This is a genomic window from Streptomyces sp. NPDC019531 (assembly GCF_044903305.1).
Classification (GTDB): Bacteria; Actinomycetota; Actinomycetes; order Streptomycetales; family Streptomycetaceae; genus Streptomyces.
On record NZ_JBJDQL010000010.1, the window covers coordinates 147,209 to 173,316 of the forward strand.

The window sequence follows — 26,108 nt, forward strand, 5'->3', positions numbered from 1 at the left end:
AGTCCGGGGGGCCGTGAGGGCTTCCGGGTTGTGCGGGGCGGTAGGCCGTGAGGTCATGTGGGGCCAGAGGTTCACGAGGGTCGTGGGAAGGCGGGCGTCGGGCGTGGCGGTGCAGGAAGCGAGAGGCGCGGACGGGGGTGTGCCCGGACGTGAGCACGAGGGCGGCTGCACCTGTGGGGACTGTCCGCACGGGGCACGGGCCGGGCATCGGCGGGCGGTGGCCGCGTTCCTCCTGAAGCGGGACGAGTTCGCGGCCGGGCAGGGGCTGCCGGCGGCCGTGGCGCACTCCGCGTCGGCCTCCCGGCAGTGGGTCTCGGAGGAACTGACCCAGTCCGCGGAGGCCGTGGCCGAGCGTGGACGGGCGGAGGGCGTCGCCTGGCTCGCGCGGCTGTGGCGCCGTACGGCGTATGCGGTGTGGGCCGCCGTGCTGGCGCTGCTCCTTGTCCAGGCACTGACGGCGATCGGGGCGGGGTGGACCGCGGCCCGTACGGCCGGGTTGCTGGCGGCGCTGGTGGTGGCGGGTTCGCTGACCGCCGGGTCCTGGTTCCATCGGGCCCGGGGTGGCGCGCTCGCGCCCGTGATCGGTGAGGACAACCGGCTGTCGACCTCCAGGGTCGTCGCCATGGCGTGGGTGTTGTTCGTCGCCTACGCGGTGCTGGTGCTGGTGGGGCGGCTGGCCGCGGCATCGGACGGTGCCGAGCGGGATGTCCTCCTCTCCGGCCTCGACCTTGCCCGGGGTGCGGGTGTGGTGACCGTGCTCGCCGTGGTGTGCGGGATCGCCGTGCTGGTACGGCGGGTGGTCGGGCTGAGGGTGCTGGGGCAGCGGCTGCAGAAGGTGCGGGCGGACCGGCCGCGGGCCGCCGACCTGCTGACCGACGACTCCGGGCGCGGGACCTTCGCCGACATCCAGTACGTCGTGATCGGCGGGGTCGCCCTGCTGTTCGCGGGGGTGCGGCTGGCCCGGCGGCCGGACCAGTTGCCGGACCTGCCGTGGGGGCTGGCGGTGGTGGTGCTGGTGTCGGCGGCGACGTACCTGGCCGGGAAATACGCCGAGGGCGGTCGGCCGGTGATCCTTTCCGTGGTGCGGTCGCGGGAGGCGGGTGACCTGGACGGGCCCATCCGTACCGGCGACGACATCGAGATCCGCGGTGCCGGATTCGTGCCGCCGGGGGCGCAGCGGGCGGACCGGCTGTCCCGGATGGTGGTGCGGATCGGGCCGGTGAACGTGCATGTGCCGCTGGTGCCGGTGACCGGGGGCTTCAGCAACCCCACGGACGAGGTGCTGACCGTGCCGGTGCCGGCCGATGTGGAGCCGGGGCGGGTGGAGGTGCAGGTCGTGACGGCCGCCGGGGTCGAGACGAACCGCTACGCGATCGATGTGACGGACTGAGGGGCGGGAGGGGTGGGCAGGGCTCGGCAAGGCTGTGCTCCGGGTGGAGGTGACGGAAACTCGTCCCCACCGCGTTGAGCAACGCCGCCCCTTCGTGCGTATCGTCATGTGAGGGGTCTCGGCACGCTGGTGAGAGGCGGCTCGGAGCGATGACTCACAGTTTTCGTACGGACACGCACGCCCCCTATTACGACGAGGAACGGTCCTGGCGGGACAGCATGAGCCAGTACGCCCTGCTGCCGCTGCGCATCTTCCTCGGTGTCACTTTCATCTACGCGGGCCTGGACAAGCTGACCGACAGCGCCTTCATGAAGGACTCCGGCTCGGGCTCCATCGGCGACATGATGCGTGCCGTCCGGGACTCCTCGGCCATCCCCGCGCTGGTCGACCTGTCACTGAAGAACCCCGTCGGCTTCGGCTACGCCATCGCCTTTGGTGAACTCGCCGTCGGCATCGGCACCCTGCTGGGCATCCTCGCCCGGCTGGCCGCCCTCGGCGGTGCGCTGATCTCGCTCAGCCTGTGGCTGACGGTGAGCTGGGCCTCCGATCCCTACTACTACGGGAACGATCTCGCCTACCTGATGGCCTGGCTGCCCCTCGTCCTCGCGGGTGCCTCCGTGTTCTCCGTGGACGCCGCCTTGCGTGCCCGACGACGGCAGCGGGCGGGAGGTTACCGGTAGCTCCGGGCGGCGGAGCTACCGGTGGCGGCGCGGCGGTGCGAATGGTTGGCGGGGAGTGGGACGGCGGGCTTCGTGGCGTCGCCGCTTCGGGTATGGGCCGCGACTGGTTGGTCGGTGGCTGGGCTTGTCGGGGCGCTGTGCTTATCGGGTCCGGGCGGCGGTGCCGCTGGCTCTGGTCGGCGTAGCTAGCGGTGGCGGGGAGTGGGACGGCGGGCTTCGTGCCGTTGGCGCTCCCGGTATGTGCCGCGAGCGGCTGGTCGGTGGCTGTGCTCAGCGGGGTGCGGGCGGCGGTGCCGCCCCGCCTGCCTCGGCCGGAGCGGGCGTGGTGCGGCGGCTGTCCCGTCGGCTGCGTATCGCCCGGGTCAGCAGGCCCACCGCGCCCGCCAGGCACAGGCCGCCCACGACGATGGGGATCACCGCGAACCACGGGGTGTCCCAGGCGTCGCCCGCGTCACCCGCGTAGGTGATGCCCGCGATGACGAGGAAGAAGCCGGCGACCAGTTTTCCCGGCCTGAACTCATGACGCAGCACGGCTCACCTCCGCCTGGCCGATGCCCACCCGCAGTTCGACGTCGAGAGTGGCGGTGTTCTTGGCGCCCGAGACCGGTGTCAGGGTGACCTCCTTGTGCTTGCCGGGTTCCACGTCCACGTCCTCCTGCTCGTCGCCCGGCAACTGGATGTCGCCCACTCCCACGTCGATGGTCGCCTTCACGGTCACGTCCGGCGGCACGATCACCACCAGGCGGCCCACTCCGACGTCGGCCTCGGTCGTCACGGTCCGGCCCTTGGTGAAGTCCAGGTGGGTCAGGTCCAAGGTGCCCACGCCGGTTCCGAGTTCGTACTCCGGGCGGACGTCCCTCACCGCCACCGGTGTCCAGTTCGTGCGGACCCAGCGGGTGGTGATGTCCTTCGGCAGGGCGGCGGAGGCTGCCAGCAGGCCCGCCATGACGATCGCCAGAAAGATCGAGCCCGCTCCCGTACGGCCCAGGAAGGAGCTGATCGCTATGCCCAGGCCCAGGACGATCAGCGCGCAGGACAGACCGGTCTGCAGGCTGGTGCCGAGGGCGTGGTCCTCCCAGGTCGCTCCCGTGCCGAGGCCGCCCGCCAGCAGGGCCAGCAGGAAGACCCAGCCGCCGATCCAGCGGGGGCCGCGCGGCTTGGGGCGGTCGGTGTAGGCCGCGCGGATGTCCTCGCGGCGGTTCCAGGAGACGTCGCGGCCGATGTTGACGGCCGCCGCGATGTCGCGGTCGCGGGAGTCCCTCGGACCCCATAGATAGCCCGTGCCTCCGACGTGGGTGCCGTCCTTGACGATGGGGTCGCGCCACCAGGAGGGGTAGCCGGCGGGCACCGGCGGGGCCTGGGCCTCCGGCGGAGCGTCGGCCACGGCCTGGGCGGAGAGGGGATCGGGGTCGGGGGTGCCGCGGTTGCGCGACCAGTACCCCGCGCCCGCGAGGAGCAGGGAGAGGACCACCGCGAAGGTCACCACGCCGGTGTTGCCCAGCATGGTGAGGAACACTCCGCAGCCGACCAGGGCGAACAGCACGCCGGTGAGGGCCTGGCCGTCGACCCGGCCGGTGAGCAGCTTGCGCACCTCGTTCTCGTCCTCGTCGTCGTACGGGACGCAGAGCCAGGCGAGGCCGTAGAAGATCAGGCCGATGCCGCCGGTCGCCGACAGCACCGTCAGCGTGATCCGGAAGATCACCGGGTCCATGTCGCACTGCCGCCCGAGCCCGGCGCACACGCCGGCGAGCAGCTTGTGCGGGCGGTTGCGGCGGAAGTGGAGGGGGGTGGGGGCCGTGTCCTGGGCGGGTGCCGGGTCCTGGGGCGCGGGCGGAGGCGGAGGCGGAGGCGGTGGTGTGGTCGGTGGTGTGGGGGTGTCGGTCGGTTCCCGGTCCCCGAGGGGGGCGGTGTTCGTGCCCGCTGTCGTGCCTCCTCCTTCTTCTTCTTTCCCCTGTTTCCCCTCTTTCCGCGCGCCCGCTCGCCCGTGCGCGTGCAGGTCCGCGCCGGTGTCGGCGGGGGCGCCCGCGCCTGGGCCGGTGCTCGGGTCCGGGCCTCCGCCGGATCCGGCGCCCGTGGCGTGCTGGTGATCTGTCATGTGTCCATGGTGACGGGCGTGAGGGCCTGACGGGAGTCGGAACGACCCTGGCCGGACCCTGATATCGGCCCTGAGAGGGGGGAGGGAAGCGTTCGGAAGGCGCGCCGTTCGAAGATCAGGGGAGTCTCGGGGGCCAACCCTGATGCCCCCGCACCCCGGCCGTGTGACCATCGATGGCATGCCGGAAGCCGCAGCAGCGCCACTCGTAGAACCGCGGCCGCCGCGCAAGCTCTACCGCAGCAGTGACGGACGCTGGCTGGGTGGTGTGGCGCGGGGGCTCGCCGGACATCTCGGGCTGCCCGTGATCTGGGTGCGGCTGGTCTTCGTCGGCCTGTTCATGGCGGACGGACTCGGCGCCCTGCTGTATGCCGCGTTCTGGTTCTTCGTGCCGCTCGGCGTCGGCGGGGTCGGCGGGCAGAAGCCCCCGTCCCTGGTCTCCACCGAGACCTCGCCGGACGGCCGCCGCAGACTCGTCACCCGTCGGCCCGACAAGGGCCAGATCGTCGCCCTGCTCCTCATGGTCGTCGTGGCCATGGTCTTCGTCGGCAATGTCAACGTGGGCAACGGCGCCAGGGCCTACCTCTGGCCGGCCGTCCTCGTCGGCGCGGGCGTCGCCCTCGTCTGGCGCCAGGCGGACAATGCCCGCCGGGCCCGCTGGATGGAGGTGGGCCGCCGTCGGCGCACCCTGACCCTGCTGCGGGCCGCGGGCGGTGTCCTCCTCGTCACCGCAGGCGTCTCCGGCGTCTTCGTCCTGCAGGGCTCCGCCGCCCACCTCGGCTCCGTGCTCCAGGCGGCCCTCGCGGTGCTGGTCGGCATAACGCTTCTCGCCGGCCCGTATCTCGTCCGTATGACGCAGGACCTCTCCGAGGAGCGCCTGATGCGCATCCGCGCCCAGGAGCGCGCGGAGGTCGCGGCCCATGTCCACGACTCGGTGCTGCACACCCTGACCCTGATCCAGCGCAACGCGGAGAACGCGAGCGAGGTGCGCCGCCTCGCCCGTGCCCAGGAGCGCGACCTGCGCACCTGGCTCTACAAACCCGAGGGCACCGGCAAGGACGAGGCCGACGAACCCACCGACCTCGCCGACGCCGTGCGGCGCAACGCGGCGGAGGTCGAGGACAAGCACGGCGTCCCCATAGAGGTCGTGGTCGTCGGCGACTGCCCGCTCGACGAGAGAACGGGCGCACAGATGCAGGCCGCGCGCGAGGCAATGGTGAACGCCGCCAAGTACGGTGGCGAGGGCGGCGCCGTACAGGTCTACGCCGAGGTCGAGGGCAGTACGGTCTTCGTGTCCGTCCGGGACCGCGGCCCCGGTTTCGACCTCGACTCGATACCCGCCGACCGGATGGGTGTCAGACAATCGATCATCGGCCGCATGGAGCGGCACGGCGGCACGGCCCGGCTGCGTGCGGTGCCGGACGGCGGCACTGAGGTCGAGCTGGAGATGGAGAGGGCGGAGAAGACGTCATGAGCGACGAGGCGAACGGCACGGCGGAGGTCACCGAGGGCGCGGACGGGCGCCGGGTGCGCGTGGTTCTCGTCGACGACCACCGCATGTTCCGTACGGGCGTCCAGGCCGAGATCGGCCGGACCGAGGAGACCGGCGTCGAGGTCGTCGGGGAGGCGGCGGACGTCGACCAGGCCGTCACCGTCATCACCGCGACCCGCCCCGAGGTCGTCCTCCTCGACGTTCACCTCCCGGGCGGTGGTGGGGTCGAAGTGCTGCGCCGCTGCGCCCCGTTGATGGCCGACGCCGAGCAGCCCGTCCGCTTCCTCGCCCTGTCCGTCTCGGACGCGGCGGAGGACGTGATCGGAGTGATCCGGGGAGGTGCGCGCGGCTATGTCACCAAGACGATCACCGGCACGGACCTCGTCGACTCCGTCTTCCGCGTCCAGGAGGGCGACGCGGTGTTCTCGCCGAGGCTCGCGGGCTTCGTCCTGGACGCGTTCGCCTCGACGGACGCGCCACCGGTCGACGAGGACCTGGACCGCCTCACCCAGCGCGAGCGGGAGGTGCTGAGGCTCATCGCCCGGGGCTACGCGTACAAGGAGATCGCCAAGCAGCTGTTCATCTCGGTGAAGACGGTCGAGTCGCATGTGTCGGCGGTGCTGCGGAAGCTGCAGCTCTCCAACCGGCATGAGCTGACGCGGTGGGCGACGGCACGGCGGCTGGTCTGACCACGTACCCCGGGGGCGCTCACACCACCCGAGTAGCCCCCGCGAACGGCATCTCGTCGATCGGCGCCACCCGCACCGGTGCCGACGGGTTCGGGGCGTGGACCATGCGGCCGTTGCCGACGTAGAGGCCGACGTGGCTGATGCCGGAGTAGAAGAACACCAGGTCGCCGGGGAGGAGTTCGGAGCGGGAGACGCGTTGGCCGGCGTCGATCTGGGCGTAGGTCGTGCGGGGCAGGGAGATGCCCGCGGAGCGGTACGCGGCCTGGATGAGGCCCGAGCAGTCGAAGGCGTCGGGGCCAGTGGCGCCCCAGACGTAGGGGCTGCCGAGCTTGGCGTAGGCGTAGGAGACGGCTGCCGCGGCACGGGAGTTGGGGGCTGCCGCGGTGGCCGCGCCGGGGGCCGTCAGTTCGTCGCGCGTGCCCGTCGAGGCCCGTGAGGCGCGAGCGCTGTCCTCCCCGAACCCCGGTCGTGCCTCGGCCGGCAGCCGGGACAGCAGTCGGCGGGCCTCGTCCAGTTTGCCGGTGATGGTCTTCTTGTTGCGCTTCAGCTCCGCCTGACGTGACCTCAGCGAGGTCAGCTCGATGTGCGCGGCCCCGCGCAACTGCTCGATCTCCCGCAGCTGTCGGCGAACGTTCGCCACGGAGGTCGCCTGACGGGTACCGGCCCGTTCGGCGAACTCGGCGCCGTTCAGGTAGCCGTCGGGATCGTCGGAGAAGGCGAGTTGCATCGCGGGGTCGAGTCCGCCGCCGCGGTACTGCGCCGCGGCGATCGAACCCAGCGCGTCCCGCGCCTCGTTGAGCTGCCCCGTCCTGCGGGCCGCCTCGTCCCGCAGGGTGCCGAGCCGGTTCTCGGCCGCCTCCGCCTTCTCCTTCGCGCCGTTGTACTTCTCGGTGGCGGCCTCCGCCTCCTGGTACAGCTGGTCCACCTTCGCCTTGACCTGCGCCGGCGTGAGCTGCGGCTCGGCGTGTCCGGTCCCGTCGAAGCCCGTCGCCGTCGCCGCCCCCGCGAGGGCGATCGTCGCTGCCGTACGGACCGTATGGCCGCCGACCGAGCGCTGACGGGGCTTGCGGTGCGCTGCCACGTGGACTGCACGTCCTTTCGTCGACCGCCCGCCCCGGGGCTCATCGGCCGTACGACGCCAGGGGGAGCGGCCGTACGTCCGCCCGGGGCGGTTTGCGCGTCCGGCGGCGGCCCACACAGGGGGAGCGGACCGCCGCCGGACCTTCTCGGCGGTGGTGGCCGACTGCCGCCCCTGGCCCGGGCGGCGGTGGGGAGCCGGTCACCTGGTGGAGGACGCTAAACCTGACCGTGTCCGGGAGGTAACGCATTGTGCGGAACTGCCGCCAGGGGACCGCGAGGTGACCGAAGGTGACCGTGATCCCGGGCCGGTGTCGTCGACTTCGCTCGGTGCGTTGACCGAAGTCGGGATTTTGGGCCCATGAGGAGTGCAGGGTGCTATGGGTCGCATATATGCAAGATCTACTCAAGGGGTCGGTGCGGGTGCCCCTCGCGCCCCGGAATAGGCTCCGGCCTCATGGACGTACTCATCCATCTCTTCGTCGGCCTGCATATCATCGGCATCGCCTCGCTGCTCGGCGGCTTCCTCACGCAGATGAAGGCGATGGGCCAGGGCACCGCCCGGTTCGTCCCCGCGATGCTGCACGGCGCCGCGACGATGCTGGTCACCGGGATGATCCTGGTCGGCCTCAACCAGGCCGACGACCAGCATGTCAACAACATCAAGATCGGCGTGAAGCTGGCCCTGTTGATCGTGATCCTCGGCCTCGTCTATGTGAAGCGGGACGACGAGAAGGTGGACAAGGGCCTGTTCGGCCTGGTCGGCGCGCTGACCACGGCCAACATCTTCATCGCGGTCCTGTGGACCTGACGGCGGCACGCGCCTCGGCGACCGCCCCCGCGGCGACGAGCAGCCAGGCTGCCACCGCGATCCACAGCAGCACCTCACCCGGCGTCCTCAGCCACGGGACGTCCACGGCGGTGGAGACGGCCAGGGTCGCTGCCGCGGTCATGCCCATGGGGAACACGGTGGCCCAGCGGCGCCCGTCGTAACGCAGGCGCGGGCGCACGAACTCGGCGACCAGCAGTACGGCGTACCAGGCCAGGTCGAGCACCAGCAGGGCGATGGTGACCGCGCGCAGGACGCCGTGGTCGTCGTCGTTCCACAGGTACAGGTGCGCGCTGTCGGCCGCGATCAGCTTCGCGCCGGCCAGCGCCGAGATGGCGAGCGCGCCGCAGGCGACCCAGTGATCGCCGGGTCCGTCCAGCACCTGGCGCAGGTCGAAGCGGAAGAGCGCGACGCCGTAGAGGACCAGGCCGAGCCAGAACAGCACGAGCGCGGTGTGCGCGAGCCAGGTCGCCGACTCGGCCGCGGCGAGCGTGGCGCCGAGGACCGCGAGGCCCTGGGTGGCCACACAGCCGAGGAACACCGCGCCGGGCATCCGCCGCTTCCAGCGGCCCACGACGATCACGATCAGCACCGGCCACAGCACCGCGGCAGGCGCCAGCAGCGCCTCGGCGAGGGTCTGCCAACCGAGCGCGGAGAAACGGGTGCCCAGGACCGTGGTCGCCGCCACGGCCGTCAACGCGCCCGCTGTCTCGGCATCCGCGACCCAGCGCGCGCGCTCCCTCAGCAGCCGTACGGCGAAGTCGGCCGCCAGCCCCAGCCAGGCCGCGCAGCCGATCACCAGGGCGAACCGGGACAGCGTCTCGTAGCCGGTCAGATGCAACCCGACCGACATGATGCCGGTCGCTATCACGGCGGCCCCGGCCGCGGGCGGGCGCTGCGTCCACCAGACGCGCAGGGGGGAGTGCGGGGAGGTACCGGACATGGGGCCGATGCTAGGAAGCTCGGTGTGCCGCGCGGGCGGGGCGCGCACGCGCGCGTGCGGAAATCGCGCGGGCGAGGGAGCGGGCCACGCGCGCGCGTGCGGCTTCCGACCCCTCCATGCGCGCGTGCGGCGCGTCTGACCCCTCCCGCACCCGGGGAGGCGTGCGCGTCTCCGGGTGCGTCGCGAGGGACGCGGTGGCCGGCGAGCCGCGCAATGGTTGCGCCTCGCGAGGCCCGCCCTATGGGCGGCGCCTCAGGCCGGCCGCACCACGCTGTGGATCGCCGACTCGCCGTCGTAGTAGATCGACTCCTCGCGGACGTACGCGCCCGGCTTCGGGGCGTGGATCATCATGCCGTTGCCTATGTAGAGGCCGACGTGGCTGATGTCGTCGTAGAAGAAGACCAGGTCACCCGGCTGGGCATCGGCGAGCGAGACCGTGGTGCCCGCGTTGACCTGGTCGTAGGTGACGCGGGGGAGGGAGACGCCGGCGGCCTTCCAGGCGGCCTGGGTGAGGCCCGAGCAGTCGTAGGAGTCGGGACCGGTGGCGCCCCAGACGTACGGTTTGCCGATCTGCGCGCGGGCGAAGGCGAGCGCCTTGGCGGCCTTGGTGGCGTACGAGGAGTCGGTCGTCGTGGACGAACTCGAACTCGAACTCGACGAGCTCTCCTGCTGAGCCGCCTCCTGGGCGGCCTTCTCCGCGGCCGCCTGCTGCTGCGCCAGCTCCGCGGCCTTGCGGGCCGCCGCCTCCTGCTTCTCCTTCTCGATCGCCGCGAGACGAGCCTTCTCCTGGGCCGTCAGCTCCGACAGCAGGTCGCGCGCGTCGGCGAGCTTCTTCTGGACGGTCGCCTTGGCGGTCTTGAGGTCGCTCTGCGTCTCGGTGAGCGTCTGAAGGCTCTGGGAGGCCTCCTGACGCTTCTTCATCGTCGCGGACTGCTCGGAGACGTAGTCGTCGACCGCGCCCTTCTGGCGGCTCGTCAAACGACCCATCAGCTGCGTCTGGTCGAAGTAGTCCTGCGGGGTGTCGGAGAGCAGGAAGGTCGCGGTGTCGGGCGCGGCGGCGCCGGTGCGGTACTGGGCGGCGGCGAAGGCACCGAGCTCCTCCCGCGCCTCGTTGAGCTTCTGGGTGCGCTGGGCGACGTCGTCGAGGAGCGTGTCGACCTGCTTGCGCTGCTTGGTCGTCTTCTCCTTGGCCGCGTTGTAGTTGTCGGTCGCCGACTCGGCCTGGCGGTAGAGGTCGTCGACCTTCTTCTCGACCTCTTCGAGACTCGGCTTGTCATCGGCCGGCGCGGCGTTGGCCGTCTGGGACAGCAGGGCCACGGAGGTGAGGGCGGCCGTCGCGAGGGCCGGGGTCCGTATGCCTGCTACGCGCGTACCAGCGGGACGCGACTTGCGGTGCGACGCCAAGGGAGGCGACTCCTTCCAGTGCTCCGCCTACCGGGTTAGCTGTCGGGTTCGGGCGGGTGGTTCGGAAGGGTTGCCCTACGGCGCTCCCGTGCGCGGGAGTCGGCCGATTCACCCCAAGTTCGGTGGGTCCCCGGCTCCGGGCGCGCGGCGGCGCTGCGGACTCGGCGGAGGCCGTGCGGCCCGGCGACGTTCGCCGGTGGGGGTCGTACGGCCTGCTCGGAACCGTAACCAACGGGTGTGGCCCGTGTGAAGGTTGATGTTCGATATGCCCGATACATTTTCGTGACCTTGGTCCCAAACGTCGCTCCGCGTGGCCAATCCGGAGTGATCTGCCATGACTTGGGCGTATTTTCACCGGAGTGGCGACGTCCGCCCGCTTCATGGGTCTAGCTTCCAGCCAGCCGCGGTGGGGTGCCGCGGCCCGGTTGGAGGGGTACGGCCATGAGGATGCGCGCAGGACTCGTCGTCGCCACGTCGGTCGCGCTCGCCGCCACCGCGGGCATCGCCCCCGCTGCGGCGACGGCGCGGCACGGTGGAGGCGAGCCGGTGGTCCGTGTGATCGCCAAGGGTCTCGACAACCCGCGCCAGCTCTCCTACGCCGACGGGCACGTGTACGTCGGCGAGGCGGGCCGGGGCGGCGGGAAGTGCGTCGGTGAGGGCCCCGAGGGCGAGACCTGCATTGGGCTCAGCTCCGCGGTCACCAAGATCTACTGGGACGGGGGCGCGTGGAAGCACCGCAGGGTGGTGCAGGGGCTCCCGTCGGGCGCCGCCCCCGACGGCGGTTTCGCGACCGGCGTGGACGGCGTCTCCGCGTTCCACGGCGAGCTCTGGAGCGTCGAGACCTACGCCCCGCCGGAAGCCGGGGTGCCGACGAAGCCGCCCTGGAACACTCTCGGCAAGCTGCTGCACGTCGGGCACGGCAAGGCGAGGATCGCCGCGGACATCACCGCCGTAGAGCTGAAGTACAACCCGCACAAGGCGTCCGTGGAGTCCAACCCGTACGCCGTCCTCGCGCTCCCCGACGGACGGAAGATCGTCGCGGATGCTGCCGGGAACGACCTGGTCGTCGTTTCGCCGCACGCCAAGGCGCGGCCCTTCACGGTCTTCCCGGACCACGACGGGAACCAGTCCGTGCCGACGTCCCTGGCGCTCGGCCCCGACGGCAAGCTCTACGTCGGCGAACTGAACGGCGAGGCGGCGAGGCCCACCGCGCGCGTGTGGAAGGTCGATCCGTGGACCGGCAGGATCCTCGGCTGGAAGTCCGGCTTCGGCTCGATCACCGGCCTCGCCTTCAACGACGACGGCCAGATGTACGTCAGCCAGCTCTTCGCGGGTGTCGTGACCAAGGTCTCGCACGGCAAGCGGACCGATGTGAAGGTGCCGTTCCCTGCGGGCGTCGCCGTGGACCCCCACGACGGCAAGGTCTACGTCTCGGCCTGGTCGATCGCGGACCGTGACGGCACGGTCCTGGACGGTCGGAGGACACCGGGCGGCCAGGTCTGGAAGATCCTCGGGTTCTGAGGGAGGCCCTTTCGCGAGCACCCGGTTCCGGTGATGTTCTCGGGGCGGCAGCGGGCTGTCAGTGGGGCACCCTAGACTCGGAGAGCGATGAGCAGCCTCTTTGACGACAGCTTCCTGGCGGACCTCCAAGCCCCTCGCGGGCACGAGGGGGAACCCCCGCCGCCGCCCGAGGACGAGCACGGACCGGAGCCGGTTCCGGACGATCTGTTCGGCGGGAAGTTCGACGTGCCGCCGGACCGGGACGCCTACTACCGCGACGGCGCCCCGCGCCCGGCGATCGACCCCGCCGCGCTCCTGGAGGGGCTGAACGAGAACCAGCGTGCAGCCGTCGTGCACTCCGGCACCCCGCTGCTCATCGTGGCCGGCGCCGGCTCCGGCAAGACCCGGGTGCTCACCCACCGCATCGCCCACCTCCTCGGCGAGCGGCATGTCCACCCCGGCCAGATCCTCGCGATCACCTTCACCAACAAGGCCGCGGGCGAGATGAAGGAGCGTGTCGAGCAGCTCGTCGGCCCGCGCGCCAACGCGATGTGGGTGATGACCTTCCACTCCGCGTGCGTGCGGATCCTGCGCAGGGAGTCGAAGAAGCTCGGGTTCACCTCCTCCTTCTCGATCTACGACGCCGCCGACTCCAAGCGGCTCATGGCCCTGGTCTGCCGCGACCTGGACCTCGACCCCAAGCGGTACCCGCCGAAGTCCTTCAGCGCCAAGATCAGCAACCTGAAGAACGAGCTGATCGACGAGGAGGACTTCGCAGCGCAGGCCACCGACGGTTTCGAGAAGACCCTCGCCCAGGCCTACGCCATGTACCAGTCGCGCCTGCGCGAGGCCAACGCCCTCGACTTCGACGACCTGATCATGACGACGGTCAATCTGCTCCGGGCGTTCCCCGACGTCGCCGAGCACTACCGCCGCCGCTTCCGGCATGTCCTCGTCGACGAGTACCAGGACACCAACCACGCCCAGTACGCGCTGGTCAGGGAGCTGGTCGGGACCTCCGAGCACCCTGTGGACGTACCGCCGAGCGAGCACGACCTGGCGCCCGCCGAACTCTGCGTAGTGGGTGACGCCGACCAGTCGATCTACGCCTTCCGCGGCGCGACCATCCGCAACATCCTCCAGTTCGAGGAGGATTACCCGGACGCGACGACGATCCTCCTGGAGCAGAACTACCGTTCCACCCAGACGATCCTCACCGCCGCCAACGCCGTCATCGAGCGCAACGAGTCCCGCCGCCCCAAGAACCTGTGGACCAACGCGGGCGCGGGCGCGCGCATCACCGGCTATGTCGCCGACACCGAGCACGACGAGGCGCAGTTCGTCGCCGACGAGATAGACCGTCTCACCGACGCGGGGCACGCGAAGGCCGGTGACATGGCCGTCTTCTACCGCACCAACGCCCAGTCCCGTGTCTTCGAAGAGGTCTTCATCCGCGTCGGCCTGCCGTACAAGGTCGTCGGCGGCGTCCGCTTCTACGAGCGCAAGGAGGTCCGGGACGTCCTGGCCTATCTGCGCGTCCTCGCCAACCCGGAGGACTCCGTGCCGCTGCGCCGGATCCTCAACGTTCCCAAGCGGGGCATCGGCGACCGCGCGGAGGCGATGATCGACGCCCTCTCCCAGCGCGAGAAAATCAGCTTCCCGCAGGCGCTCAAGCGCGTCGATGAGGCGTACGGCATGGCCGCGCGCTCCACCAACGCCGTGAAGCGGTTCAACGTGCTGATGGAGGAGCTCCGGACGATCGTCGAGTCCGGCGCGGGCCCGGCGACCGTCCTGGAGGCCGTCCTCGAACGCACCGGCTATCTCGCCGAGTTGCAGGCGTCCACCGACCCCCAGGACGAGACTCGCATCGAGAACCTCCAGGAACTCGCCGCCGTGGCCCTGGAGTTCGAGCAGGAGTCCGGCGAGGGAGAGACCTCAGGCTCGCTCTCCGACTTCCTGGAGCGGGTCGCGCTCGTCGCCGACTCCGACCAGATCCCCGACGAGGACCAGGACGGCTCCGGCGTCATCACCCTGATGACCCTGCACACCGCCAAGGGCCTGGAGTTCCCGGTCGTCTTCCTCACCGGCATGGAGGACGGCGTCTTCCCGCACATGCGCGCCCTCGGCCAGACCAAGGAGCTGGAGGAGGAGCGGCGCCTGGCGTACGTCGGCATCACGCGCGCGCGTGAGCGGTTGTATCTGACCCGGTCCTCGTTGCGCAGCGCGTGGGGGCAGCCGTCGTACAACCCGCCCTCCCGCTTCCTGGAGGAGATCCCGGCGCAGCACGTCGACTGGAAGCGGACGGGTCCGACCGCCGCTCCCGCGGGGCCGGTCTCGGGGGTCGCCGCGTCGCTGTCCTCGTCCCGCTCGCGCTCCTCGGCGTCGGGGGCGTCCGGTTTCGCCACCCGCAGGGGTGCGGAGAAGCCGGTGGTCTCGCTGGCCGTCGGCGACCGCGTCACCCACGACCAGTTCGGGCTCGGCACGGTGGTCGGGGTCAAGGGCACGGGCGCGAACGCCGAGGCGACGGTCGACTTCGGAGAGGCCAAGCCGAAGCGGCTGCTGCTGCGGTACGCGCCGGTGGAGAAGCTGTAGTTCGCAGGGGCCCGACGGGTTACGTCGGGTCCAGCCCGTGGCTGCGCAGCCACGGCAGCGGGTCTATGGCCGAACCGCCCGCCGGGTGCACCTCGAAGTGCAGGTGGGGGCCGGTCGAGTTGCCGGAGTTGCCGGAGTACGCGACCGGGTCGCCGGCCTTGACCGTCGTACCGGAGGCGACGCGATAGCTGGAGAGGTGGCAGTACCACGTCTCCGTGCCGTCCTTCGCCGTCACGACCAACATGTTGCCGTAGGCGCTGTTCCACTGAGTCCGGACGGTGCCATCGGTCGCGGCCATCACGGTCGTGCCGTACGACACCGGGAAGTCGATGCCGGTGTGGACGGACATCCAGTTGATGCCGGACTGGCCGTAGTAGGCGCTGAGACCGTGCTGCGCGACCGGAAGCGCGAACTTCGGGCGCAGCCGCTCCTTGCGGGCCGCCTCCTCCGCCGCCTTCTTCTTCTCGGCCACCTGCTGGGCCTTGAGGTCGATACGTTCCTGCGTACGGCTGGCCCGGTCGGCGAAGTCGTCGGCGCCGGCCGAGAGGCTCTCCAGCTGGGTGTCCAGCTTGTTGTTCGCGGCGGACGGCTTGAGGGCGGTCGTGTCCGCGGCGGTCGCCGAGGTGTCCTTGTTGTCACCGGTCAGCGTGCCGACCGACGCTACGGCCACCCCCGCGACGCCCATGACACACGCCGAGGGAACCGCGATCGTCAGCAGGGCGGAGCGCTTCGCGGGCATACGGCGACGGGAGCGGCCGGCGTTGCGCGCGGCCACGCGTGACCCGGGGGCGGGAACGGCGGCCGGAGCCGGGGCGGGCTCTTCCTGGTCGTCGAGGAGAGGGGCGTCCGCGTCGTGAACGGCGTGCATCTCACCGGTGGCCGTCGACTCGCCGTCGTGCGCGGTGTGTTCGGCGTAGACGTTGCCGTATGGGTTCGCCTCGTCGTACGCGTGGGTCTCGTCGTACGTGTGGGTCTCGTCGTGCCCGGTCTCCTCGAAGGTGGCCGTCTGCTGCGGGTCGGCCGCCGTACCGTCGGAGTTCCACTGTGTGGCGTCGTACGCGCCGGTGTCGAAGGCCTGTGTGCCCCATTCCCAGTGCTGGGTCTGGTCGGCCGGGCCCGCGGGCTGGTCGGGCTGGACCCACGCGTTCGCGTCCCAGTGGCCGCTGGTGTCGGTGTGGTTCGCCTGCGAGGGGATCGCGGCGAGCTGCTGGTGGTCGGCGCCCCACTGGGTGGCGTCGTACGCGCCGGTGTCGTAGGCGGCGTGGTGCTGGGCCGCGTACATGTCGTAGTTCAGGGTCTGGTGCCCGCCGGTGGTCCAGGTCGAGGCGTCGTACGAACCGGTGCTGTCGTCCGGCATGTTGCCGAACAGCGGGTCCGTGTCGAAGCTGCCGGTGGCGTGTGCGCCAATGGTGCCCGTGGCGTCGAAACCAGTGGCGTCGTAGGCGCCGCACGTGGTGAAGTCGCCGTATTGGGCCTCCTGGGTGCCGTACGACGCATAGTGCGACGATTCGGCGTCGGAAGCCGGAGCCGGGGTGGTCATGGTCCCCGACGGGTGACGGTCGTTCACCAACTTCTCTTTCGCCTCGACAACAGGGGCTGCCAGAGCAGTGCGGCGACTGTACCCGGCGGTATGCGGGCGCGACAATCTTCAACTGGTTTCGGGCGCGCAGGAAACGGGCATTCGCCCGTGTTTCGGGGGACGGCGGGCGTGACTTTGGCTTTGCGTTCGAAGATTGTTCGATATCGGGCCGGGAGTCGGTGACTGTCAACGGGCTGTTGACGTCCTGTGTCCGATGGTCGATACGAACCGTTACGCCACGGTCAGTCCACCTGCGCGGCCGCTCCGCTCCTCTCCGGTCCACGCGGTGTCGAGCGCCTGCCGTATCCCTGCCGCGACGGCGGGGTGCACGGGGAGGGCGAGATGCCCGATCCCGCTCACCCGGACGTTCTGCGCCAGCAGATCCTCGTGGTTGATGCAGGCGGTCTCCAGCGGGTCCATCAGGTGGTCGAGGTCGCTCCAGAAGCTGACGAAGTGTGTACGGCAGCCCGGGGCCGGCTGGGTGAGCTCCTGGAGCAGTTCCGAGCCGGGGCGCATCTGCCGCACGATCGGGTGTGCGTTCGCCAGCGCCATCACCCGGGTGCCGGAGTGCGGGGTGCCGAGCGTCACCAGCGTCCGGACCCGGTGGTCACCGCCGAGGCGCTGGACGTAGTAACGCGCGATCAGGCCACCGAGGCTGTGCCCGACGATGTCGACCTGCCTGCTGCCCGTGCGCTCGCAGATCTCCTCTATGTGCCGGCCGAGCAGCTCCGCCGCGGCGCGGATGTCGCAGGTCAGCGGGGAGTAGTTGAGCGACTCGACCTGCTGCCTGCCGTGCTGGGCGAGGCTGCGGCGCAGGAGCACGAAGACCGAGCGGTTGTCGATGAAGCCGTGCAGCAGCACGACCGGCGGCTTGGCCTCCGTCGGGAGCTGCGCGGCGCCGTCCTCCGGTGCGGGGAGCGCGGGCAGGGGGGAGCGGCGCTCCTGGGTGATGCCGACGGGGTAGAGGAGGAGATGCCCCGCGAGGATCGCGAGCTCCAGGGCGGTCGCCTTCAGGAGGGCCAGGGAGAGTCCCGCCAGCCTGCCGGGGAGCAGACGCTGGCAGAGCGGGAGAAACGGCAGCGCCGCCTTGGTGACCTTCATGGCCGACCTCCTGTCGGCACACGGGAGGACGGCTCCGTCCCCCGTGTGCGCTTATGGGAAGTCGCGGCGAAGGTCGTGGTCGACATCGACGCGGCGCGAGTGGCGCGCGGGGGATGGGTGGGGCGAGCGGCGCGGGGCTCCGGAGCCACCGGGTGATCCGGCGGAGCTGACGGAACCGGTGGTGCGGGCGGTGCGGGCTGTGCTGACGGTGCCGGCTGGGCCGACAGTGCCGATAGTGCAGGTGGTGCGGATGGTGCTGGTGGTGCGCCGTTGACGTGATGAGTCACCCTGTCCGTGTGGCGACGAGGTTCCCCGCTGTCGTGCCTTACCTGTCCTACGTGCCCTTCGTGCCGTCGCCGGTGCGCCGCACCGCCGTGACGCGCGGTTTGCGCCGCGGCGGTGCGGCAACCTCGTTGCGGCTCCCGAAACGTGTCCCACCTTGTGATTTCCCCCTCCGCATGCACCGTGAAACTGCCGGTTGCGGGAAGGTGGCGATAACGTTCGTTCACATTCCCGCCCTGTGTGGTACCAGTCGGTAGGAATGCACGCAGTCGCTTCATGGAGGCAGTGATGGGTGTGGGAGCCGGTCCGATCCGCGTGGTGGTGGCCAAGCCAGGGCTCGACGGCCATGATCGCGGAGCCAAGGTGATCGCGAGGGCGCTGCGCGACGCGGGCATGGAGGTCATCTACACCGGCCTCCACCAGACCCCCGAGCAGATCGTCGACACCGCGATCCAGGAGGACGCCGACGCGATCGGCCTCTCCATCCTCTCGGGTGCCCACAACACGCTGTTCGCGGCGGTGATCGATTTGCTGAGGGAGCGGGATGCCGAGGACATCCTGGTGTTCGGCGGGGGGATCATCCCCGAGGCCGACATTCCGCTCCTGAAGGAGAAGGGTGTCGCGGAGATCTTCACGCCGGGGGCGACGACTCAGTCGATCGTGGACTGGGTGCGGGCGACTGTGCGGCAGCCGACGGGGATGTGAGAGGGGCGATTGCGCGGCAGCCGACGGGGATGTGAGAGGTCCGCTTGCGAGTGCGGGGTCGTCATGGCTGGTCGCGCAGTTCCCTGCGCCCCTAGGTGGGTTCCAGCCAGGTCGGCGGGACTGCACCGACCTGAGGGGCGCGGCGAACTGCGCGACCAGCCCCCACCGGCCTGCACCCACCGGACGGCACGACGCGGGAACCCTCCTACACGCCCCCCAGCTCCTCCGCCATCGCCGCCCGCAACCGCAAGGTCGTCACCAGCCGCTGGAACGCCTCCGCCCAGTAACCGCCCGCACCAGGACTCGCGTCCTCCCCTTCGTCCGGCACCGCCATCAGCGCCTCCATCCGCCCGGCTTCGGACGGATCGAGACACCGCTCCGCCAGCCCCATCACCCCACTGAAACTCCACGGATAACTCCCCGCGTCCCGCGCGATTTCGAGCGCATCGACCACCGCCCGCCCCAACGGCGCGGCCCACGGCACCGCGCACACCCCGAGCAGCTGGAACGCCTCGGACAACCCGTGCGTCGCGATGAACCCCGCCACCCACTCGGCCCGTTCGGCCGAACCCAAGGTGCTCAGCAGCTTCGCCCGCTCGGCCAGTGACACCGCCCCCGGTCCCCCGGCCTCCGGCGCCGCGGGCGTGCCGAGCAACGCCCGCGCCCAGGCGGCGTCGCGCTGCCGCACGGCGGCCCGGCACCAGGCCGCATGCAACTCGTTGCGCCACTCGTCCGCCACCGGCAACGCCACGATCTCCTCGGGTGTCCGCCCGCCGAGTCGCCCCGGCCACACCCCCAGCGGCGCCGCCTCCACCAACTGCCCGAACCACCACGACCGTTCCCCCCTCCCCGAGGGCGGCTTGGGCACGACGCCGTCGCGCTCCATGCCCGGGTCGCACTCGTGCGGTGCCTCCACGACGATCGTCGCCGTGTCCTGCGTGTGGTCGACGGCCACGCACGCCCCGGCCCTGACCGCCATCCGCGCCGCCAACGCCGAATCCGGCAGCGCCGACAACAACTCCGCGGCCGTGGCCCGCACGTTGCGGCTCCGGTCGGCCAGCGCCTGCTCCAGGAACGGCTCGTCGTCCGCCCCCAGACGTGTTCGCAGCGAGTCGAGGAACATCAGCCGGTCCTCGGCCCGCTCGGTCGCCCACGTCGTCGCGAGCAGCTCGCGTGCGGCGCCGGCGTCCCGGGCCCGTATCGCCGCGAGAAGCGCGACCCGCTCCGCGAACAAGCCCTCCTCCCAGAGCCGTTGGACCCCAGCGGTGTCCTCGGGCGGCGGCAGCGCGGTACCACCGCCGGGTGTCGCGCGCAGGGCGAACCGCCAGTCCGGGTTGAGCCGGGCGAGCCAGGTGGCACGCGGTCCCGCGAACGCCAGCGCCGCCGGCCGCAGGTCCGTACGCCCCCGGGCCGCGTCCAGCAGCGCGGGCAGCAGGTGCGGGGGCGGCGCGTAACCGCTGGCGTTCGCCGTCGAGAGCCACTGCGGCAGCAGCTCCATCAGGTCCGGCGCCGTGCCCCTGCGACCGCCGGTGCCGGAGCCGGGCCGGTCGGCGAGCAGCATCGAGAGCCGCCGGGCCGCCGCCGCGGGCAGCGGAGGGCGCGCGTCCTCGGCTGCCGGCCGCGGCCGCTCCGCCGCGCGCGCCGGCCGTAGCCCGGCCCGCCGTCGTACGGTCGCCACGGCCGCCGCGTCCAGCAACGCCACCGGAGCCTCGGGACCGGACGCCAACCCGGGCGGGGTCCGGCGCGCGGTGCCGAGCAGGGCCGAGGTGACGAGCTCCTCCCAGGCGTCCGGCGCGGGAGCGGAGAGCTTGTCCATACGGTTCCTTTCCGTCCGGTCGGGTGCTTGAGCCGTTCCGTTCAGCACAGCCGCACCGCCTCGCCAGCACCCTCTGGCCAGGCCGTCAGCGGGGTGAAGCCGCGGTGGCCGCACTCGCCGAAGACCTTGACCGGGGCGCCGCCCGAGAGCGCGACCAGACGCCACAGGCCGGGACGGGAGCCGACGGCGGCCGTGAGCGGCAGAGCCGAGCCACCGTCGGCATCCGCGAGTTGCCAGGACTCCGCGTCCGGTGTCGGTATCACCCGGTCCAGCGTCACCGGGACGGAGTCCAGCCACGGGTCGTCCCGCAGCGCCTCGCCGTAGCGGGCTGCCGCCTGATCAGTCGTCACCCCGGGCGGCTGTGCCGTCGAGGGAGCGGGCGGTGCGAACTGCTCGCCGAGGGCCGCTCGCAGCTGCCCGGTGCCGGGATACGCGGACACCTCCGCCTCCAGCTCCAGCCCCACCGGCAGCGCCAGTTCGGGGGCGCGGCCGGCGGCGCCGTAGGAGAGGAGGAGAGCCGAACGGCCCGAGTCGACGCCGTGCAGCCAGATCCGTCGGGTCGTCAGACGGGAGTCCGCCGTGTCGTACTGGGCGAGGACCAGCCAGCGGTCCCGCACCGGCGGTCCGTCGGCCGAGGCGGGCAGGCCGATCCGCGAACGGACCGTCGACGCCAGGCCGCCCGGCAGTCGCTCGCGGCGCAGCCAGCCCTGGTCGAGAAGGTGGATGAGGGCACACTCCTCAAGGAGCCGCACCGGCCAGCCAGGACCGGACGACGGAATCGACCCCAACTCCCGCACGCGGGCGGCGAGTCCCGGTGCCTGGGCGTCGACCATGCGGGCCGCCGTCTCCTCCCACATGCCGTACCCCGCCTGCTCCGCCCCGGCGAGACCGCCGCGCAACAGGTCCGCCAGCCGCTGCTCCAGCTCCGTGGCCCCCGCCGTGATCCGCACGGCCCGGCGCTCCGCCCTGCGCCGCGCCGCCTCCGGATCACCGGACCCGGCGGCGGCAACACCCGTGGTCCGCTTTTCCTGCGCGCGCTGCCTTCTCCCCGCTATCCACTGCTCGGCCCAGTCCGGTGCCGAACCCGCCGCCACCGCACCCTCCCCGCCCGCCCAGAGCAGCAGCAGCCCGAGGGCGTGCTTGCACGGGAACTTGCGGCTCGGGCAACTGCACTTGTACGCGGGCCCCGCGGCGTCCGCGATGTCGATGACCGTCTGATACGGCTTGCTGCCACTGCCCTTGCACAGCCCCCACAGCGTCCCCTCCTCGGAACTGCCCGCCTCGGACCACGGCCCGGCCGCGCCGAGTCTGCTTCCCGCCTTGCGTGAGGCGGCGTCAGGAGCCAGTGCCAGCACCTGATCCGCCGTCCAGCGCACCCCCTGCTGAGTCATGCCATCGAAGGTAGATCCTCCCACTGACAATCGGCCCCGAGTCGTCGGCCGTGAGCGCGTTTCCGCAGGTCGGATCGCATTGTCAGTGGCGTGGTGCACGGTTGGTGACAGATTCGAACCGGCCGAGCTGGAGGGGGCCTCAGCCATGTCTGTGTCTGTTGAACCGACGACCGTGGAACCGAAGCAGGGGGAGTCCGCCGAGGCGTTGCGGCCGCATGCCGAAGACGCCTTCGCCGGTGAACTCGCCGCGCTGGCCGCGCAGGACGACCGCCCGCGCCCGGCCCGCTGGAAGCTGTCGCCGTGGGCGGTGGCGACCTACCTGCTCGGCGGCACCCTGCCGGACGGCACGGTGATCACCCCGAAGTACGTGGGCCCGCGCCGCCTCGTCGAGGTCGCCGTCACCACTCTCGCCACCGATCGCGCCCTGCTTCTGCTGGGTGTGCCCGGCACCGCGAAGACCTGGGTGTCCGAGCATCTGGCCGCGGCGGTCAGCGGCGACTCGACGCTGCTCGTGCAGGGCACGGCGGGCACGCCGGAGGAGGCGATCCGGTACGGCTGGAACTACGCGCAACTGCTGGCGAACGGCCCGAGCCGCGACGCCCTCGTGCCCAGCCCGGTGATGCGGGCCATGGCAGAGGGGATGACGGCCCGGGTGGAGGAGCTGACGCGGATCCCGGCCGACGTGCAGGACTCGCTGATCACGATCCTGTCCGAGAAGACGCTGCCCATACCGGAGTTGGGGCAGGAAGTGCAGGCGGTCCGCGGCTTCAACGTCATCGCCACGGCCAACGACCGCGACCGCGGGGTCAACGACCTCTCCAGCGCCCTGCGCCGCCGCTTCAACACGGTCGTGCTGCCGCTGCCGGAGAGCGTCGAGGCCGAGGTCGACATCGTCTCGCGCCGCGTCGACCAGATCGGCCGCTCCCTCGATCTGCCGGCCGCGCCCGACGGCGTCGCGGAGATCCGCCGTGTCGTGACGGTCTTCCGTGAACTGCGCGACGGGGTGACCTCCGACGGCCGTACGAAGCTGAAGTCGCCCAGCGGCACCTTGTCGACGGCCGAGGCGATCTCCGTCGTCACGGGCGGGCTCGCCCTCGCCTCCCACTTCGGCGACGGCGTTTTGCGGGCCGGTGATGTCGCCGCGGGCATCCTCGGCGCGGTCGTCCGTGATCCGGCGGCCGACCGAGTGATCTGGCAGGAGTACCTGGAGGCGGTCGTCCGCGAGCGGGACGGCTGGAAGGACTTCTACCGGGCCTGCCGTGAGGTGAGTGCGTGAACGAAGACCTGGGGTGGGGGCGTCGGAGTGGCGGGAGTCAAGGGGCGGGCGGTGGTTCGTCGTTCGCGGGTGCGTGGGGTTTCGGGGCGGTCGCGGGGGTCTCGGGGCGGGCCGCCGAGGGGCGGGGAAGCAAGCGGAATCAAGGGGGACGGGCGTGACAGGTCTTGAGCGGGACGGGATCGGGACGGTCGGCGAGGACGACTCCAAGTGGCCTCGGAGGGGAGGGCGACGGCGTGACGGGCGTCGGTGAGGTCGGGAGCGGAGAGGTGAACGACTCCGGCGAGTCCGGAAACGACGGAGTGGCCGGCGCGGGCGGGCCGGCGAGCGGGGGCGTGGCCCGGGGCGGCGCGTCCGGGAGCGACAGGGCGAGGCGCGCCCAGGTGTCAGTCGGTAGGGGAACGGAGGGAGGCGTTGTGACCGGGAGCGGGGGTGTGGCCGGTGTCGGCGCGCCTGGGGGCAGCGGTGTCGTCGGCGTCGGTGACTCCGGGAGTGGCGGTTCGGCCGGTGTCGGCAGCCGGGGCAGTCGGGAGCGTGGGTTGGGACCGCTGTTGCTCGGTGTGCGGCATCACGGGCCCGGGTCGGCGCGGTCCGTGCGGGCGGCGCTGGACGTGGCCCGGCCCGGGGTCGTGCTGATCGAGGGACCGCCCGAGGCCGACGCGCTGATTCCACTGGCCGCCGACGAGGACATGCGACCGCCGGTCGCGCTGCTCGCCCATGCCGTGGACGAGCCCGGACGATCGGCGTTCTGGCCGCTCGCCGAGTTCTCTCCGGAGTGGGTGGCGATCCGCTGGGCGCTGGAGCACCACATCCCGGCCCGCTTCATCGACCTGCCGGCCACGCACACGCTTGCCTGGGGTCGGGACACGGAGGAGGAGCCGACCGCCGAAGCGCCGAACGCGAACGACACCGACGACTCGGACAACATCCACGTCACCCGCGCGGCCGTCCGTGTCGATCCGCTCGGGGTGCTCGCCGAGGCCGCCGGTTACGACGATCCCGAGCGGTGGTGGGAGGACGTCGTAGAGCACCGGGGAGCGGGGGCGGGGGACGTGTTCGAGCCGTTCACCGTGCTGGAGGAGGCGATGGAGGTGCTGCGGGAGACCTACGGGAGCGGGGGACACGACCGGGACCTGGTGCGGGAGGCGTACATGCGGCTCCAGGTGCGGGCGGCGCAGCGCGAGTTCGGGGACGACGTGGCCGTGGTGTGCGGGGCCTGGCACGTCCCCGCACTGCGGCACAGGACCACTGTGGCCGCCGACAAGGCCCTGCTGAAGGGGTTGCCCAAGGTCAAGGCCGACATGACGTGGGTGCCGTGGACGCATCGCAGGCTGTCGCGGCACAGCGGCTACGGCGCCGGTATCGACTCGCCCGGCTGGTACGGGCACCTGTTCCGCACGCAGGACCGGCCGGTCGAGCGGTGGCTGACCAAGGTGGCGGGCCTGTTGCGGGAGGAGGACCGGACAGTGTCCTCGGCCCACGTCATCGAGGCCGTTCGGCTGGCCGAGACACTCGCGGCGATGCGCGGCCGACCGCTGCCCGGTTTGAGCGAGACGACCGACGCCGTGCGGGCCGTGATGTGCGAGGGCTCCGACGTGCCGTTGGCGCTCGTGCAGGACCGGCTGGTCGTGGGGGACATGCTGGGAGAGGTGCCGCAGGCGGCGCCCGCGGTGCCGTTGCAGCGTGACCTCGACCGGCTCCAGCGGCGGCTGCGGCTCAAGCCGGAGGCGCTGGAGCGGGAGTTGGAGCTCGACCTGCGCAAGGAGAACGACGCGGAGCGCAGCAGGCTGCTGCACCGGCTGCGGCTGCTGGGCGTGGCGTGGGGGGAGCCGGCGGCTTCGCGGGGGAGTACGGGCACCTTCCGGGAGACGTGGCGGCTGCGGTGGGAGCCGGAGTTGTCGGTGCGGGTCGCCGAGGCGGGAGTGTGGGGCACGACCGTGCTCGCCGCCGCGACGGCCAGGGCGGAGGCGGACGCCGTCTCCGCGTCGGGCCTCGCCGACGTCACCGCCCTCGCCGAGCGCTGTCTGCTCGCCGAACTCCCGGACGCCCTGCCCACGGTGATGCAGATCCTCGCCGACCGTGCGGCACTCGACGCGGACGTCGGGCACCTCGCCCAGGCCCTCCCGGCCCTCGTCCGCTCGCTGCGCTACGGCGATGTGCGCGGCACCGGCACCGGCGCCCTGGCGGAGGTCGCCTCGGGTCTCGCCGAACGGGTCTTCGTCGGCCTGCCCCCGGCCTGCGCCGCCCTCGACGCCGAGGCGGCGGAGGAGATGCGGCGCCATGTGGACGCGGTGCACGGAGCGGTGGGGCTGCTGAGTGAGGTGACGGCACCGGAGCAACACACCTCGGGGGACGGGGTCGTTTCCGTACCGGTGGGCGCCGTTCCGGCTGTCGCCGCCGTACCCGCACCGGACGGTGGAGGTGACGGCCCGGCTCCGGCGCACCGGGGCCTGCGGGGCCGTTGGCTCACGGTGCTCAGGGTGCTCTCCGGGCGGGACACCGTGCCCGGTGTCATCAGGGGGCGGGCTGTTCGGCTGCTGCTGGACGACGGGGAGTTGGCTCACGACGAGGCGGCGCGGCTCATGGGGCTCGTACTGTCGCCGGGGACCGAGCCGGGGGACGCGGCCGCGTGGATCGAGGGGTTCGTCGGAGGTGGATCCGGCGGCGGGATGCTCCTCGTCCACGATGACCGGCTGCTCGGCCTGGTCGACGCCTGGCTGACCGGGGTGCCGGCGCAGGCGTTCACCGATGTGCTGCCTCTGCTGCGGCGCACATTCTCGGCGTACGAACCGGGGGTTCGCCGGACCCTGGGCGAACTGGTCCGGCGCGGCTCGGGGCAGCGGGGGAACGGTGCGGGGGCCGGTTCCGCGGCACCGGGCTTCGGCGCCGACCTCGACGGCGACCGGGCGGACGCCGTGCTGCCGGTGGTGCGACTGCTGCTCGGCCTGGACGACGACCACGACGACGACTTGGCGAACGCCGACGACAACGACCTTGCGGGGGTGGCGGGATGATGACCGAGGCACCGCGGACACCGGGAGACGGGTCCGGTACGGCGGGCTCCGTCGGTGGCGGGCATGGAGGCGCACCCGGGCACCGGGCCGGGGCTCGGGCGAAGCACGGCTCGCTGACGACCGTGGCCGTGGTCCCGCTCTGGGACCGGTTCCGGACGGGGGCCTGGCGATGACGACCGAGCCGAACGGACTGACGACACCGGAGACGACAGGTCCGGCCACGAGGCCGGCTCAGGTTCCGGTCGCTGCTCCGGCCGCC

The 26,108-nt window shown here is 71.9% G+C and carries 19 protein-coding genes and 1 riboswitch; of the genes, 10 read left to right on the top strand and 9 right to left on the bottom strand.

Annotated elements, in window-relative coordinates; all coding sequences use genetic code 11:
• The first annotated feature begins 103 nt into the window (after positions 1 to 103).
• Complete coding sequence (locus tag ACI2L1_RS15375) at positions 104 to 1,390, top strand: hypothetical protein (protein ID WP_404739811.1); 1,287 nt, start codon at positions 104 to 106, stop codon at positions 1,388 to 1,390.
• 149 nt (positions 1,391 to 1,539) lie between these two features.
• Complete coding sequence (locus ACI2L1_RS15380) at positions 1,540 to 2,070, top strand: DoxX family protein (RefSeq protein WP_404739812.1); 531 nt, start codon at positions 1,540 to 1,542, stop codon at positions 2,068 to 2,070.
• Positions 2,071 to 2,340: 270 nt separating this feature from the next.
• On the opposite strand, the gene ACI2L1_RS15385 is transcribed toward ACI2L1_RS15380, so the two are convergent.
• Together ACI2L1_RS15385 and ACI2L1_RS15390 are read right to left on the bottom strand one after the other, a co-directional pair.
• Positions 2,341 to 2,601 (bottom strand): hypothetical protein, encoded by a 261-nt coding sequence (locus ACI2L1_RS15385; RefSeq protein WP_404739813.1) that lies wholly within the window; start codon positions 2,599 to 2,601, stop codon positions 2,341 to 2,343.
• Complete coding sequence (locus ACI2L1_RS15390) at positions 2,588 to 4,165, bottom strand: PspC domain-containing protein (RefSeq protein WP_404739814.1); 1,578 nt, start codon at positions 4,163 to 4,165, stop codon at positions 2,588 to 2,590. The genes ACI2L1_RS15385 and ACI2L1_RS15390 overlap by 14 nt, the downstream gene beginning before the upstream one ends.
• 142 nt (positions 4,166 to 4,307) lie before the next feature.
• Between ACI2L1_RS15390 and ACI2L1_RS15395 the strand changes: the two genes are divergently transcribed.
• Together ACI2L1_RS15395 and ACI2L1_RS15400 are read left to right on the top strand one after the other, a co-directional pair.
• Positions 4,308 to 5,636 (top strand): PspC domain-containing protein, encoded by a 1,329-nt coding sequence (locus tag ACI2L1_RS15395; RefSeq protein ID WP_404739815.1) that lies wholly within the window; start codon positions 4,308 to 4,310, stop codon positions 5,634 to 5,636.
• Complete coding sequence (locus tag ACI2L1_RS15400) at positions 5,633 to 6,343, top strand: LuxR C-terminal-related transcriptional regulator (RefSeq protein WP_404739816.1); 711 nt, start codon at positions 5,633 to 5,635, stop codon at positions 6,341 to 6,343. The genes ACI2L1_RS15395 and ACI2L1_RS15400 overlap by 4 nt, the downstream gene beginning before the upstream one ends.
• Positions 6,344 to 6,362: 19 nt before the next feature.
• Here the strand turns inward: ACI2L1_RS15400 and ACI2L1_RS15405 are convergent, their stop codons facing one another.
• Complete coding sequence (locus ACI2L1_RS15405; RefSeq protein ID WP_404739817.1) at positions 6,363 to 7,424, bottom strand: NlpC/P60 family protein; 1,062 nt, start codon at positions 7,422 to 7,424, stop codon at positions 6,363 to 6,365.
• Positions 7,425 to 7,877: 453 nt separating this feature from the next.
• Here ACI2L1_RS15405 and ACI2L1_RS15410 point away from each other — a divergent pair, with 453 nt between their 5' ends.
• Positions 7,878 to 8,231 (top strand): hypothetical protein, encoded by a 354-nt coding sequence (locus ACI2L1_RS15410; RefSeq protein WP_404739818.1) that lies wholly within the window; start codon positions 7,878 to 7,880, stop codon positions 8,229 to 8,231.
• Here the strand turns inward: ACI2L1_RS15410 and ACI2L1_RS15415 are convergent.
• The gene (locus tag ACI2L1_RS15415; protein WP_404739819.1) at positions 8,209 to 9,192 is read right to left on the bottom strand and encodes a tellurite resistance/C4-dicarboxylate transporter family protein; all 984 of its coding nucleotides are present in this window, start codon (positions 9,190 to 9,192) and stop codon (positions 8,209 to 8,211) included. The two genes, ACI2L1_RS15410 and ACI2L1_RS15415, sit on opposite strands and share 23 nt — an antisense overlap.
• 252 nt (positions 9,193 to 9,444) lie before the next feature.
• Entirely contained in the window at positions 9,445 to 10,596 is a 1,152-nt protein-coding gene (locus ACI2L1_RS15420; protein WP_404739820.1) for an NlpC/P60 family protein, read from the bottom strand.
• A 7-nt stretch (positions 10,597 to 10,603) separates the two neighbouring features.
• Positions 10,604 to 10,773, bottom strand: a riboswitch (cyclic di-AMP (ydaO/yuaA leader).
• A 264-nt stretch (positions 10,774 to 11,037) separates the two neighbouring features.
• Here ACI2L1_RS15420 and ACI2L1_RS15425 point away from each other — a divergent pair.
• Positions 11,038 to 12,117 (top strand): ScyD/ScyE family protein, encoded by a 1,080-nt coding sequence (locus ACI2L1_RS15425; RefSeq protein WP_404739821.1) that lies wholly within the window; start codon positions 11,038 to 11,040, stop codon positions 12,115 to 12,117.
• A gap of 87 nt (positions 12,118 to 12,204) precedes the next feature.
• Positions 12,205 to 14,688 (top strand): DNA helicase PcrA, encoded by a 2,484-nt coding sequence (gene pcrA / locus ACI2L1_RS15430; protein WP_404739822.1) that lies wholly within the window; start codon positions 12,205 to 12,207, stop codon positions 14,686 to 14,688.
• A gap of 19 nt (positions 14,689 to 14,707) precedes the next feature.
• On the opposite strand, the gene ACI2L1_RS15435 is transcribed toward pcrA, so the two are convergent.
• Entirely contained in the window at positions 14,708 to 16,228 is a 1,521-nt protein-coding gene (locus tag ACI2L1_RS15435; RefSeq protein WP_404739867.1) for a M23 family metallopeptidase, read from the bottom strand.
• A 270-nt stretch (positions 16,229 to 16,498) separates the two neighbouring features.
• Positions 16,499 to 17,368, bottom strand: coding sequence for a lipase family alpha/beta hydrolase (locus tag ACI2L1_RS15440; RefSeq protein WP_404739823.1), 870 nt, complete (start codon positions 17,366 to 17,368; stop codon positions 16,499 to 16,501).
• 570 nt (positions 17,369 to 17,938) lie between these two features.
• On the opposite strand from ACI2L1_RS15440, the gene ACI2L1_RS15445 reads away from it, so the two are divergent.
• Entirely contained in the window at positions 17,939 to 18,355 is a 417-nt protein-coding gene (locus tag ACI2L1_RS15445) for a cobalamin B12-binding domain-containing protein (protein ID WP_404739824.1), read from the top strand.
• 205 nt (positions 18,356 to 18,560) lie between these two features.
• Here ACI2L1_RS15445 and ACI2L1_RS15450 read toward each other — a convergent pair whose 3' ends face one another.
• Both ACI2L1_RS15450 and ACI2L1_RS15455 read right to left on the bottom strand, forming a co-directional pair.
• Positions 18,561 to 20,171 carry a DUF5691 domain-containing protein gene (locus ACI2L1_RS15450; RefSeq protein ID WP_404739825.1) on the bottom strand — a complete coding sequence of 537 codons (1,611 nt, stop codon included), beginning with the start codon at positions 20,169 to 20,171 and terminating at the stop codon, positions 18,561 to 18,563.
• A gap of 41 nt (positions 20,172 to 20,212) precedes the next feature.
• The gene (locus ACI2L1_RS15455) at positions 20,213 to 21,562 is read right to left on the bottom strand and encodes an SWIM zinc finger family protein (protein WP_404739826.1); all 1,350 of its coding nucleotides are present in this window, start codon (positions 21,560 to 21,562) and stop codon (positions 20,213 to 20,215) included.
• 145 nt (positions 21,563 to 21,707) lie between these two features.
• Between ACI2L1_RS15455 and ACI2L1_RS15460 the strand changes: the two genes are divergently transcribed.
• Positions 21,708 to 22,838 carry an AAA family ATPase gene (locus ACI2L1_RS15460; protein ID WP_404739827.1) on the top strand — a complete coding sequence of 377 codons (1,131 nt, stop codon included), beginning with the start codon at positions 21,708 to 21,710 and terminating at the stop codon, positions 22,836 to 22,838.
• Between the two features lie 536 nt (positions 22,839 to 23,374).
• Positions 23,375 to 25,849: a DUF5682 family protein gene (locus ACI2L1_RS15465; RefSeq protein ID WP_404739868.1), complete on the top strand. Its 2,475-nt coding sequence runs from the start codon at positions 23,375 to 23,377 to the stop codon at positions 25,847 to 25,849.
• Positions 25,850 to 26,108 lie beyond the last annotated feature (259 nt).